General features: G+C 62.1%; 13 protein-coding genes and 1 pseudogene (1 of these 14 cut by a window edge). 6 read left to right on the top strand and 8 right to left on the bottom strand.

Going from position 1 to position 12,414, the window contains the following annotated elements:
• The first annotated feature begins 23 nt into the window (after positions 1 to 23).
• The 3 genes from H5P28_RS08785 to H5P28_RS19580 all read left to right on the top strand — a co-directional run bounded on the left by H5P28_RS08785 (position 24) and on the right by H5P28_RS19580 (position 2,413).
• Positions 24 to 755 (top strand): DUF3106 domain-containing protein, encoded by a 732-nt coding sequence (locus tag H5P28_RS08785; RefSeq protein WP_185675335.1) that lies wholly within the window; start codon positions 24 to 26, stop codon positions 753 to 755.
• A gap of 443 nt (positions 756 to 1,198) precedes the next feature.
• Positions 1,199 to 1,678: an arsenate reductase/protein-tyrosine-phosphatase family protein gene (locus H5P28_RS08780; protein ID WP_185675334.1), complete on the top strand. Its 480-nt coding sequence runs from the start codon at positions 1,199 to 1,201 to the stop codon at positions 1,676 to 1,678.
• Between the two features lie 39 nt (positions 1,679 to 1,717).
• Positions 1,718 to 2,413 (top strand): FKBP-type peptidyl-prolyl cis-trans isomerase, encoded by a 696-nt coding sequence (locus H5P28_RS19580; protein WP_221773389.1) that lies wholly within the window; start codon positions 1,718 to 1,720, stop codon positions 2,411 to 2,413.
• Positions 2,414 to 2,669: 256 nt separating this feature from the next.
• On the opposite strand, the gene H5P28_RS08770 is transcribed toward H5P28_RS19580, so the two are convergent.
• From H5P28_RS08770 to H5P28_RS08745, 6 genes and pseudogenes are all read right to left on the bottom strand, one after another.
• Positions 2,670 to 3,953 (bottom strand): bifunctional folylpolyglutamate synthase/dihydrofolate synthase, encoded by a 1,284-nt coding sequence (locus H5P28_RS08770; RefSeq protein WP_185675333.1) that lies wholly within the window; start codon positions 3,951 to 3,953, stop codon positions 2,670 to 2,672.
• Between the two features lie 53 nt (positions 3,954 to 4,006).
• Complete coding sequence (gene accD / locus H5P28_RS08765) at positions 4,007 to 4,861, bottom strand: acetyl-CoA carboxylase, carboxyltransferase subunit beta (RefSeq protein ID WP_185675332.1); 855 nt, start codon at positions 4,859 to 4,861, stop codon at positions 4,007 to 4,009.
• Between the two features lie 270 nt (positions 4,862 to 5,131).
• The gene (locus H5P28_RS08760) at positions 5,132 to 5,908 is read right to left on the bottom strand and encodes a ComF family protein (protein ID WP_185675331.1); all 777 of its coding nucleotides are present in this window, start codon (positions 5,906 to 5,908) and stop codon (positions 5,132 to 5,134) included.
• 27 nt (positions 5,909 to 5,935) lie between these two features.
• Positions 5,936 to 6,739, bottom strand: a complete 804-nt coding sequence (locus H5P28_RS08755; protein WP_185675330.1) for an alpha/beta hydrolase — start codon at positions 6,737 to 6,739, stop codon at positions 5,936 to 5,938.
• A gap of 166 nt (positions 6,740 to 6,905) precedes the next feature.
• The gene (locus H5P28_RS08750; protein ID WP_185675418.1) at positions 6,906 to 7,196 is read right to left on the bottom strand and encodes a peptidylprolyl isomerase; all 291 of its coding nucleotides are present in this window, start codon (positions 7,194 to 7,196) and stop codon (positions 6,906 to 6,908) included.
• A gap of 6 nt (positions 7,197 to 7,202) precedes the next feature.
• Positions 7,203 to 7,490 (bottom strand): annotated as a pseudogene (locus tag H5P28_RS08745) (peptidylprolyl isomerase); the annotation flags it as partial.
• A 209-nt stretch (positions 7,491 to 7,699) separates the two neighbouring features.
• Between H5P28_RS08745 and H5P28_RS08740 the strand changes: the two are divergent.
• Complete coding sequence (locus H5P28_RS08740; protein WP_185675329.1) at positions 7,700 to 8,146, top strand: acyl-CoA thioesterase; 447 nt, start codon at positions 7,700 to 7,702, stop codon at positions 8,144 to 8,146.
• A 43-nt stretch (positions 8,147 to 8,189) separates the two neighbouring features.
• Here H5P28_RS08740 and H5P28_RS08735 read toward each other — a convergent pair whose 3' ends face one another.
• Complete coding sequence (locus H5P28_RS08735; RefSeq protein WP_185675328.1) at positions 8,190 to 10,001, bottom strand: cation:proton antiporter; 1,812 nt, start codon at positions 9,999 to 10,001, stop codon at positions 8,190 to 8,192.
• A 174-nt stretch (positions 10,002 to 10,175) separates the two neighbouring features.
• Here H5P28_RS08735 and H5P28_RS08730 point away from each other — a divergent pair, with 174 nt between their 5' ends.
• Both H5P28_RS08730 and H5P28_RS08725 read left to right on the top strand, forming a co-directional pair.
• A complete protein-coding gene (locus H5P28_RS08730; RefSeq protein ID WP_185675327.1) occupies positions 10,176 to 10,913 on the top strand; it encodes a glycerophosphodiester phosphodiesterase in 738 nt (245 codons plus the stop codon).
• Between the two features lie 141 nt (positions 10,914 to 11,054).
• Positions 11,055 to 11,426 (top strand): DUF805 domain-containing protein, encoded by a 372-nt coding sequence (locus H5P28_RS08725; protein WP_185675326.1) that lies wholly within the window; start codon positions 11,055 to 11,057, stop codon positions 11,424 to 11,426.
• Between the two features lie 114 nt (positions 11,427 to 11,540).
• On the opposite strand, the gene H5P28_RS08720 is transcribed toward H5P28_RS08725, so the two are convergent.
• A protein-coding gene (locus H5P28_RS08720; RefSeq protein WP_185675325.1) for an AAA family ATPase crosses the window boundary here: on the bottom strand, positions 11,541 to 12,414 show its 3' portion. It continues 167 nt past the right edge of the window; the window shows 874 of its 1,041 coding nt (coding positions 168–1,041); the start codon falls outside the window, past its right edge — the gene reads right to left on this strand; the stop codon is at positions 11,541 to 11,543.

Genomic DNA, 12,414 nt, shown 5'->3' with positions numbered 1-12,414 from the left:
ACACCCGAATAAAACTCACCTCCATGAAGCCGACACCACTCATCCAAGTCCTGCGCCTCAGCCTCCCGGCAAGCGCGCTGTTGCTGTTCGGCTCCCCTGCCCTCCCAGCCGCTGACGTCAGCGCCAGCGCCCCACCAACCGTCTCTGCCACCGCCAATAACAGCGAGCAGAGCCCGCCACCCCCGCCCGAAGAATGCGCTCCCGGCCGGTTCGGCCCGCGTGGCCACTCTGACTCCGAACGCCGCCCCGAAGGCATGTCCGACGAAATGGCGGCAGTGGAAAAGTTCCTCAACATGTCGCCCGAACAGCTCGCCATGATCCGCAACCTCATCAGCCGGATCGAGCAGATGAGCGACGAGGAAAAAGAGGAACTGCGCGCCAGCATCCGCAACATCCGCGACATGGACGCCGAGCGCCGCCAGCAGCTCATGCAGCAGCACCGCCAGATCCCCTGGGAGGAGCGCATGATCGTTCACCAGTACTGGCGCAGCCTTTCCGACGAGGAGCGCAAGCAACTCTGGGAGGAGATGAAAAGCCTCAGCCCCGAAGAACGCCTGCAACACCAGCAGCAACTGCTCGAACGGGCGCGCGCGGCCGGTTTTGACGAAAGCACCCTGCCTCCGCCTCCCTCCCGGCCCCCATATCCGGGCAAGCAACGCCGCGGCGACGGACCGCCCGACGCGCCTCCGCCCCCCGACAATGCCACCAGGGAATCCACCCCTCAAACCGGCGAAACCACCGACACAGCCCAGTAAGACCAGCTCCATTGCCGTTCAAACAGGTGTGGTTGTAAAAAAAACTGTTTTTTGCATGCGCACAGTGGATTTTTACGCGAGTTGAGCTATATTGTGATCATAACTTCAGTTCGTCCGTTAAACTTTTTTTGAAACAAAAACCATCTTTGAGCGTCTAAGTTATCAGAACACTTTTGCCCAATCCCATACGGGAAAACGGCAGATAGTAGCGTAGCATAGCAACCGAAGTAGCGAGACAGATTCCATAGCAGAGATTCTGTCAAATTAGTGGAGCCACCTTCCCGCCCCCCGGGAAGGTGGTTTTACTTTTGGGATATTGAAATTGACGGCAAAAAAGTCCCCGCCTCTTTCATCCGCCGTATTTTTAATGATCGACCCGTCCGCTGCGAACGGCGATAGTAGCGGCTTTGTGGCTAAGCCCCACCCGCGTCACCGACCTCCCCATGTCTGAGCGATATATCCTGTTTGTCTGCACCGGCAATTACTACCGAAGCCGCTTCGCTGAGGCCGTCTTCAACCACGGTGCGCAGGCCGAGGGTCTGCCCTGGCGGGCATTTTCCCGTGGGCTCTTCCCCGGCTGGGTCGAGGACAACAGCGACCTCTCCCCACACACCCGCGCCGCGCTGGCCACCCGTGGCATACCGCTGCACCACACCGGCAGCAAGCGTACCCAACTGACACGGGAAGATATGGAACGCGCCGCCCATACGATTGTCCTCAAAAAGACAGAGCATCACCCGATGATGCGGAAGGCCTTCCCCGAACTGGCCGACCAGGTCGAATACTGGGAGGTACACGACATCGATTTCGCCGACCCGGCGGAGGCCCTGCCGGAAATCGAACAACTCGTGCAAAACCTGATCGAACAACTTAAACGGAACCCGGAAGGGAATTTTCTTCGCACCGGCCCTTCAAAAGCTTAATATTACACGCTTTCACCCTCGATAACACACAACCACGTCATGAGATTGTACATCGGAAAAACCCTAACTACTCTGGCCGCTGCCAGCCTTATCGCCCTGAGCGCCAGCGCCCAGACCAACGACGAAGCGCCGAAGGCCACCAGCGGCTCCAACACTGAGCTGCTCAAGAACTACGGCTGGATCGTCACCCCGGACCCCGACCGCCTCGGCATCTCCGACGAGGAAAAGGCCGCCTTCCTCGCTGGCGTGCAAGCCCACCTCGACGGCGAATCCGGCCCCGCCGACCCGCAGGCCGCCTGGCAGGAAATCCAGCAGTACCTGACCCAGCGCTTCGTCGAAATGAACAAGGAAAAGGGCAAGGAATTTCTCAACGACCTGAAGTCCAACCCGAAGGTCAAGAAGTCCGCCTCCGGCCTCTACTACGAAATCATCGCCGAAGGCGAAGGCCCCAAGGCCGGCCCGAATGACACCGTCAAGGTGGACTACGTCGGCACCCTGGTGGACGGCACCGAGTTCGACAGCTCGTACAAGCGCGGCCAGCCCGCCACCTTCCCGGTCTCGGGCGTCGTGCCCGGCTTCGGCGAAGGCGTCCAGCTCGTCGGCAAGGGCGGCAAGGTCAAGCTCTACATCCCGTCCGAGCTCGGCTACGGCGACCGCGCCCAGCCCGGCAGCCCGATCCCTCCGGGCTCCACCCTCGTCTTCGAGGTTGAAATGGTCGAAGTGAACCCGCAGTAACCGCGGCGCTCACGCTTATTTCTCCAGCCGGAGTTCCCTCGCGGGACTCCGGCTTTTTTCATGCCCCAAGCGGGTAGCCGGGGTTCAGTCCTTTTTTAAGGAATTAAAAAGAGTGATTCGAAGAATCACAGGTGCAGGACTCTGTCCTGCCGCAGGCTTGGGGCGCGCAGCCCCAAAAACAGAAACAGCGTATTTCAGCAGACTTCGCGTGGCTTCGCGGGCAAAAAATTCTTCCCACCCCGCCGGGACGAAACACTCAGACCGCGTCCTGAAAGCAGCTTCCGCCGGGAACTCCGTGCGCGAACAGTCGGGCGCAGATTTCGCCCACCAGATAGATCGAACCCGCCACCACCAGCGTATCGCCCCCAGCGCCCGCGGTGCAAACGCCCGGCTCGGGAAAAAGCTCCGCCACTGTACTTGCGCCGACTGTTCCCGAAAACGCCGCCGGGATCAAGGCCCGCAGACGCTCCGGGGCAAGGGCGCGGGGCTGGTCCGGCTGGAGCAGCACAAACCCGCTCGCGTGGCGGGCCATAACCGGGAGCAGCGCAGCCGCCCGCTCCTCACCGAGGATGCCGGTCAGGATGATCGGCTTACGTCCTGTGGCAGCGATGAGTCGCGAAAGATTATCCTCCAGCGCACCGGCCCCTTCGGGGTTGTGCGAACTGTCGAGGATCAGCAGGCGTCCGTCGTTGAGGCGGACCCGCTGCCAGCGTCCGGCCCAATCCACCTCGTGCAGAGCGGCTTCCACCACCGCCTGTGTGACCCGGAAGCGCCCTTGAAGCAGACGCACGACAAGCGAGGCCACCGCCGCGTTGTGCCGCTGGAAATTGCCCTCGAGGTTGGTCGAGGGGAAATTCTCCGCCCCGCCGAAAGTCTCCCGCACACTGTGGACCACGCAGCCGCGGGTCGCGGCCACTTCGCGGATGACGGCCTCGGCCTCCGGGGGCAGGCAGCCGATCACCACCGGGCGGCCCGGTTTGATGATGCCCGCTTTTTCCCCGGCAATAACCGCCAGCGTGTCGCCCAGAATATCCGTGTGGTCGAGGCTGATCGAAGTGATGACCGAGACCTCCGGATCGACGACATTGGTCGCGTCGAGCCGCCCGCCGAGGCCGGTTTCAAGGATGGCCACATCCACCCGCTCCTCGGCGAAGTGCTCCATCCCCATGCCCGCCATGAATTCGAAAAACGTGGGATGGTTAAGCGGATCTTTGGCCGCGAGGGCCTCGCCCGCCACGCGGAGCCGGGCAACATAGGTGTCGATCTGGGCGTCGCTCAGCGGCTGGCGGTTGACCTGTACCCGCTCGCCCAGGCGGACGAGGTGCGGAGAGGTGAATAGCCCGGTCCGGTACCCCGCACGGCGGTAAACCGCCTCCAGCATGGCGCAGACAGAGCCCTTGCCGTTGGTCCCGGCCACGTGGATCACCGGGTAGCGCCGCTCGGGGTGCCCGAGAGCTTCAGCGAAAACCCGCATGCGCTCGATCCCGTACTTGGAGCCGCGGTTGCGCAGGCCGTAAAGGTAGCGTTCGGTCTCGGTCATGGCAGTCCCCGGCAGGCAGGCCGGGACGCTGGGATTTTTATCGGCCAAACCGCTTAGACCGCCGCGCTCTGGCCGCCAAAGGCGCGCAGGAGCGAGCCGATCCGGCCCTTCATCTGGTGACGGTGTACGATCTGGTCGATCAACCCGTGCTCCAACAGAAACTCCGAGGTCTGGAAGCCCGCCGGCAGGTCCTGCTGGGTAGTTTCCTTAATCACGCGCGGCCCGGCAAAGCCAATCAGCGCCTTGGGCTCGGCGATGATGACATCCCCGAGCGAAGCGAAGCTGGCCATGACCCCGGCCATGGTCGGATTGGTCAGGACGGCGATGTAGGGCAGCCCGGCATCGGAAAGGCGCTTGAGCGCGGCGCTGGTCTTGGCCATCTGCATCAGGCTGAGAATCCCCTCCTGCATGCGGGCCCCACCGGAGGCGCACACGATGATGACCGGGCACTTGTTTTGCAGCCCCCGCTCGATGGCGCGGGTGATTTTTTCACCAACGACCGAGCCCATGCTCGCCCCGATAAAGCTGAAATCCATCACCGCGAGGCTGACCGGCAGGCCCTCAAGCTCACCCGTGCCACAGATGACGGCGTCATTTTCGCCCGTCTTTTGCTGGGCCTGGGCCAGGCGCTGCGGATAGGGCTTACTGTCCTTGAACTCCAGCGGGTCGCCGGAGACGAGCCCGGCGTCGTACTCCTCGAAGGTGCCGTCGTCGATCAGCAGTTCGATCCGGCGGCGAGCCTTGAGCGGGAAATGATAACCGCTCTTGGGCACAACCATCCAGTTCTGCTCCAGCTCCTTGTTGAAGATGATCTCGCCAGTCTCGGGACATTTCGTCCAGAGACCGGTCGGTATGTCCTTCTTTTTGACGCGGACGGTGGAGTACTTCGGCTTACCGAAAATCGACATAGCGCCCGATATTGGACCAAGGGGGAGGAAAAATAAAGTGTGAAAATCCGGGAGTTTAAGAGTTTCATACCACTTTCCAGCAGCCTTGATAAAGGCTGAGATTTAACAGGAAGGCCGGAAAGAACGATAAGTCTGCTCGGAGGTGCCGCCTTCTTCACTTCCCGTTCTTCCTGTAAAAAAGCAATCAGGACAGGATATTTCCCGATTTTATCATTCAAGTTTTCAAACGAGATGAAGGTTTGAGGATTCGGAGGTTGGCGGAAAATCCCGTCAACCGTGGGCCAGCGTTGCCACGTCCAGTCGTTCCACCCCGGCCCGGCGCAAGACGCGGGCACAGGCGTTGAGCGTGGCCCCGGTCGTAAACACATCGTCCACAAGGACATGACGGCGACTCACATCCGGACGCGAACCCGGTTTCAGGCCAAAGGCGCCCCGCATGTTGACCTCGCGCTGGGCGCGGTCGAAGTTCGTCTGCGAAGGGGTGTCTCGGATGCGCGTCAGCAAGTCGGCCACTTGGCAGCGTTCCCCCGGCGTCTGTTCAAAATCCCCCGCCACGCCCGCGAAGACCTCTGCCAGCCAGCGGCTCTGGTTGTAGCCGCGCTGGCGTTCCCGGCGCGGGTACAGCGGGACCGGCACCAGCACCGCCCCGGCCAGATGCTGGCAAAAGCCGGACGAGCCTGCCGCCAGGGTGGCGATGTCAGGCAGCAAGTAGCGGCCCCGGTGGTATTTTAACTCGTGCACGAGCACCCGCCCAGCGTCGCGCGCCAGAAAGAGCGGGCGCCCGCGACCGAAGGCAGGCTCCAGCTCCCGGCAATGCGGGCAGACGCGACTGGCCAGCAGTTCCCCGAAAAAGGGGAAACCGCAGGTCGGGCAGCACGGCTCTTTGACAAAAAACACCTGCTCCAGCCCCTTTCGCGAGAGGTAGCGGCAGGGGGAGTCCTCCTCCACCGGCTCGCCCGTGACCACGCAGTCGCGCGGAAAAATCAGGTCCAGCCCCGTCCGCACAAGCGTACGCAACAGCGGGGAGCGTTGGACGGACGTGGGCATTTTTCAGCGATAAATCGTAAGATCTGCTCAGAACCCGAGCCCGAGCAACCAGCGCTCGGCCAGGCCGCGCCACTGGCCCACCACCGGGTGGCGGCGATCGGCAAAGGTCCCAAGCCCGCGCCCGTGCGCCCCGTCAGGGAAGACGTGCAGCTCGTGCGGGGTCTTATTGGCCTGAAGCGCCAGGGCCATCAGGTAGCTGTTGTTGACCGGGACCGTCTCGTCCGCGGCCGTGTGCCAGAGAAACGTCGGCGGACACTGCGGGTGGGCGTGCTTTTCCCAGCTCATGAAGTCAGCCTGCTCCTCGGTCACATCGGGGCCGAGGAGGTTTTTATAACTGCTGACATGCGCGTAGAACCCCGAAGAGGTGACCGCGTAGCACAGCATGGAGGCGTCCGGGCGGGCGCTGATCCCGGCCAGCTCGCCGTCCGGGTCGAGCAGCCAGTCTTCGCGGTCGAAGCCGTGCGATACGCAGGCCGCCAGGTGCCCCCCGGCGGAAAAGCCGATCACGCCGATGCGGGCCGGATCGATCCCGTGCTCGCGGGCTTGGGCGCGCAGGAGCCGCATGGCGTAGAGCGCTTGCTGCTGAGGCTTCGGGTAGATGGGCGCGCCATCCCAGGTCGTGTACTCAAGGACCGCGGCGGAAATCCCCAGCGAGTTGAACCACCCCGCGACCGGCCCTCCTTCGTGCCCGGCGATGCGGCTGTACCCGCCTCCGGGCAGGACGAGCATGCAGGCAAAATCCTCCCCGTCCTCCAGAAAGTACGGGGTCAGGCGGGCCTTGGACAAAACGGCATCACTCGGATGCAGCGGAGACGACACTTTATTCAACATGACTGCGGCCCAGCAAAAACCTTTCTTCTGCCAACGGCAAGCTCCCCCACGTGGTCAAACGCGGATAAAAAAGCCCGCCGGGCACAAACCCCGGCAGGCTGGAAAATGCGTGTCTGAGTCAGGCCAAAGCGGGGCCGTCCCGGTCTCGCAGTCCGACCGTCGCCGCTTAGCTGCGGGCGGTGACTTCGATCAGGTGGTAGCCGAAGTCGGTCTTGATCGGGCCCTGCACCTCACCCACCGGCGCGGAGAAGACCACGGTTTCAAATTCCTTGACCATCTGGCCCTTGCCGAAGGTGCCCAGCTCGCCGCCGCGCTTGCCCGAGGGGCATTTGCTGTGCTTGGCAGCCAAGTCGGCGAAATCGGCCCCACTGGCGATCTGCTGCTTGAGGTCTTCGCAATCCTTTTCGCTGGCGACGAGGATGTGGCGTGCCGAGGCCTGGCCGGGGGGAGGCGGCAGCGGCTTGCCCGGCTCGCTGCGGGCGGTGACTTCGATCAGGTGGTAGCCGAAGTCGGTCTTGACCGGGCCCTGCACCTCGCTCACCGGCGCCGAGAAGACCACGGTTTCAAATTCCTTGACCATCTGGCCCTTGCCGAAGGTGCCCAGTTCGCCGCCGCGCTTGCCCGAGGGGCATTTGCTGTGCTTGGCAGCCAGGTCGGCGAAGTCGGCTCCGCCGGCGATTTGCTGTTTGAGGTCGTTGCACTCCTTTTCGGTAGCAACGAGGATGTGGCGTGCGGATGCTTGCTCTGACATAAGGAGCCGACGTTTTCAGCTTTTCACGCCGCTGGCCATGTAAAAAACCGCCCGGAACCAAAAAACATCCCCCCGTTCCCGCCCGTTCGCTCACTCTGAAGCGGCCCCGCAACCCGCTCCCGGCGCTGCCTCCAAACTACGCTTAAACCGGTCCGCACCCGTTTTTCTTGCTGGCGTGCAGAGCGATGCCCCGGCAGGATGAATCCGATATGGCCGAGCCTTTTATCTACCGCCGCCGGGTGGACTTCGCCGAGACCGACATGGCCGGTATCGCGCACTTTTCCAACTATTTCCGCTGGATGGAGGCGGCCGAATCCGCCCTGCTGCGCGAAATCGGCGTCGAGCTGACGGCCAGCGACGGCACCACCGACTATGGCTGGCCCCGCGTGCGGGCCTCGTGCTCCTACCACGAACCGCTGCGCTACGGCGACGAATTGGAGATCCAGCTCTTCGTCAAGGCGATCAAGCTCAAGGCCGTCGAATACGTGGCCAAGTGCTATACCGGCACGGGCGAGCAGCGCCGCCACGTCGCCACCGGCAAGATGACCACGGTCTATGTCTGTAAACCGACTGCGGGCGGGCCGATGCGCTCCCTCGCCCTCCCCCCGGCCATCCTGGAAAAGCTCTCCCCGCTGGCCGAGGAAGTCCTCGCCTGAACGGGCGAACCAGCATCGTCTCGCCAGCTTAGCACTGATCGGGCTACGCCACCGGCGTTTTTTCGCGCTGCTCGGTCACAGTTTCCAGAAAGACCAGCGTCGAACCGAGGCGTGGCTTGATCCGGGTCTTCGCGCTGAAAATCCGCACCCGCCCGTCCTCGTCGATGCAGAACAGCAGCAGGGCGTTCTTGCCGTAGCTCTCCTCGAACTCGGGGAACTCGAAATTCTCGCGCAGGGTGACGTGGTTGAGCTTCGCCCCGCGCTCGAACTCGCGCTTGAGATAGGAAAAGGTCACGTCCTGGCCAAAGGGCGGGTTCACGACCTTGGAGGAGGCCGAAGCGTCGATCTCGCGCTCGGCCTTGAGCGGGTAGATGTCCCCCTTTTCGATGTAGTGGGCCAGCGTCGTCTCGGCGAAACTGTTGACCTCGTCGTTGGCGGTCAAGGCCACGGCATGACCGATGCCCGAGAGATCGAGGTTTTCCAGAAAAGCTTCCGAAAAGACGTTGCCGCAGTCGGCATTGATGCCCTCATGCACGGCCTTGCCGACCTGGTAGCGGTTCGAGTCGATCATGCGCACCGTGACCTGTAGCGATTTCAACTCGCTTGCGATGGCCCGCGCCCACTCGTGCGCCCCGATAAAAAGCACCCCTTGCGGGTCGAGGTTAGAAAGCCCCAGGCGCGAGGAAACCGGCCCGGCCAGCAAGCCGTAAACCAACACCGTCAAAACAATCACCAACAGCATGACGGCGAGCATGTTTGCCCCCACTGCCGGGTCTCCCTGCTGCTCGATCCGCAGCGCGAAGACCGAAGTCAAGACCATCGCCACCATCCCACGCGGGGCCAGCAGCATGAGCAGGACCCGGTCCCGCCAGCTCGTCTGCTTCGAGCCGATGGTGGCCAGCACGACCGCCAGCGGGCGCACCACCACGATCAGCGCCGCGATAAAAAGTGCGCTTTTCCAGCCCAGCCCGGCGAAAACGGAAAAATCCACCCGAGCCGCCAGCACCACAAAGAGCGACGAAATCAGCAACACCTGGAGGTTTTCCTTAAAGTCGATGATGTGGCGGACGTTGAAGACGGACTGGTTGGCCAGGATGATCCCGAAGAGCGTCACCGTGAGCAGGCCGGACTCCTCCAGGATGGCATTGGACGCGCCAAAAATCCCCAGCACCAGCGCCAGCACAAACAGGTTGTGCAGAAACTCGGGCATCAGCTTCGCCCGCACCAGCAGCAGCAGGAAGCCCGCTGCCGCGCCCGCCAGCACAACGCTCGTGAGCAGGGTCTCCCCCAGCCCGAGCAAAATGACCGCCGGGGCATCGTCGTAGTGCTGGGACAGATAAACCTCGAAGACCAACACCGCCAGCAGCACGCCGAGCGGATCGTTCAGGATGCCCTCCCACTTCGCGATGGCCTTGACCTTGCCCTTCGGCCGGATGGCCCGGAGCATGGGGCCGATCACCGTCGGGCCGGTCACCGTCAACAGCGCCCCGAAGAGGATGGACAGGATGGGCGAAAAATCCAGCAACGCCCAGGACAACCACCCGGCCAGCGCCCAGGTCACCGCCCCGCCAATCGTCACCAGCCGGAGGATCGAAGTCCCGCCCTTGGCCAGATCGCGCAGTTTCAGGCTGAGCCCGCCTTCAAACAGGATGATCGCGACCGAGACCGAGACCAGCGGGAACAGCACGTCCCCGAAAACTTCATCCGGCTGAATCAGCCCGGTCACGGGACCAGCGGCCAGACCGGCCCCCAAAAGCAGAAGGATCGCGGGTATTTTCAACCGCCATCCCACCCACTGGGCGACAGCGCCAACGGCTAAAACGAGAACAAATGTGCCAAAAAGAGAGATTTCCATGGGGAAAAGCTGGGATCGGATTGCAGATGGCGTGCCATTCGCTATCCCTTTTGGGCACAGCATCCGAAACCTTGCCGCGCTGGCTACAAAAAAAACGTGCCCGCGGCGCGAAATCGGTCAGCACCTTATCCTATCCCACAGCCCTCCAGCAACTTAGCAACCAACCTTTTCTCCATGCTTATCATCGCACACCGCGGCGCCTCCGGCCTGGCCCCTGAAAACACCCTGGCCGCCATTCGCCGGGCTTGGCAGATCGGGGCCGACGGCGTGGAGATCGATATCCACCTGACCCGCGACGGCGTCCCCGTCTGTAGCCACGACGCCCGCACTGGCCGCCTTTCCGACGAGGATCACTCCATCGCCGACCTCACCCTGGAGGAGCTCAAACGCATCGATGTCGGCGACTGGAAAGACCCCGCCTACGCCGGTGAAACCATCCCCACGCTGGAGGAAGTCCTGGCCACGGTCCCACCCCGCAAGACCCTGCTCATTGAGGTCAAGGACGTGCCCGCGCACGACCTGGCCCGCGCCCTCACCCCCATTCTCAAGCGGCATCAGGAATTCATCGCCTCGCGCCAGGTTTATTTCATGAGCTTTTTCCCGGACCTGCTCTGGTCGCTCCAGGGCCACTTCCCGGACCTGACCCTGCTCCTGCTCGCAGACAAGCTCAACCGCATCCCCCCGAAAATCCCGCCGCGCGTCCCCTCCGATGCCCTGCCCGTCCACGGGATCGGCTTCTCGCACAAGCTCGACATCCCCGCCGCCACCCTCGACGCCCTCTCCGGGGCTGGAGCCATTCTGGCCGTGTGGACCGAGAACGACCCCGCCCGCCGCCAGTTTTGGGAAAAATCCGGCTTCGACTTTCTCATCACCGACCATCCTGAGCGCTTCGTGCCCCCGCCGGCGGGGTAAGTCTCCCCCGCGCACAGGAAGAAAAATGCATTCACATCGGCATTGCCAGTCCGTAGCTTTTTCTGCTTCACTGGCTTCCGGGCAAAGCCTGAAGCTGAGAAACAGCCCAGGCGACCTTACCAACCTAATCCACTCGCAACTATGGACTTCAAACAGCTCTATCTCTCTATCGACGGGCGCATCAACCGCTCCACCTTCTGGCTCAAATTCGTGCTCCCGGTCGTCATCGTCAGCATTGTGATCAATATCATCGCCGGTGTGATGATGGGTTCCGATCCGAATAACCCCAACATGGCCGGGTTCGCGATCCTCGGTATCTGGCAGTTGATTCTCATCTATCCGAGCATCTGCGTGTACGGCAAACGCTGGCACGACCGCGACAAGTCGGCCTGGTGGATCCTCATCGGCCTCATTCCGCTGGTCGGCCCGATCTGGGTGCTCGTCGAGTGCGGCTTCCTCAAAGGCACCGAAGGCCCGAACCGCTTCGGTGAAGATCCGTTGGCCGGGGCCTAAGCCCTTAACCGAAGCTACCATCAACGCTTTCCATAAAAAACGCGCCTGTCGACAGGCGCGTTTTTTTTATGGCCAGGTTCAGGCTGACAGACACAGGAACATCTGCCCGAACACTCAATAGCCTTTTTCCAGTAGCCAAAGCCGGAAAAACGGATCAGTAAAACATTGCTCTCCGTCGCGCTCAATGAGGATTTCCAAATCGTTGAGCCGATCCAGCGCCCGGAGCACCGTCGGGCCATGAGCGACATCACTCGCCCGCAGGAAGTCCTTACCCGTCAACTGCTTGCCACCCACCCGAGCCACCGTCCGCAGCACCCGCTGCTGGATTCCGGTCAGGCTGGCCCAGTCGCGCTCGAACTGCGCACGCTGCATGGCGAAAATCAACTCATAGCCCTCGCGCAGGTTGTCCAGAGTGACCCGGTGGGTGTCCATATTCCCCATCCACAGTGCGCTGCACAGCTTCTGGGTCTCATTGGGATGCCCGCGAGTTATATCAAAAATGACCGGCCAAACCGCCTCATCCACCGTAAAATCACTCTCGGCAAATTTCTTTTCCAAAAAACGCTGGAACTTATCCCAGGGAAGATAGCCGACCTCCATCAGCACGGCCGAATCCTTAAACGGACTCTCGTAATCGGTGAAAAGCAGGCGCATTTCCTGCCGGATACTACCAAGAAATACGAAAGCGCCGCTTTGCTGCTGGATTTTGCCGCGCATGATGGCCTGAACTTCGCGAGAATCGGGCAGATTCAGAATCGACTGGAACTCGTCAAAAACGACCACCGTTTCCGGTGAGGAATAATCCGAGCACAAAAAATCCAGGATCGGCTCCAGCCCGGAAGGTGTTTTTACCGCCTGGGCGTCCAGCCCAATGACCGGCGCGCCCTCGGTGTTGAGCGTCAATGTGGGCCGCAGCGATGTAATCGACTGGATAAAAGCCTGCAAAAGTTTCTGGTTGCCCTTCCGGGAAACCGCGCTGGCGATCCGC

This window comes from Ruficoccus amylovorans, from assembly GCF_014230085.1.
Lineage (GTDB): Bacteria > Verrucomicrobiota > Verrucomicrobiia > Opitutales > Cerasicoccaceae > Ruficoccus > Ruficoccus amylovorans.
This window is presented reverse-complemented; position numbering and strand designations above follow the sequence as displayed.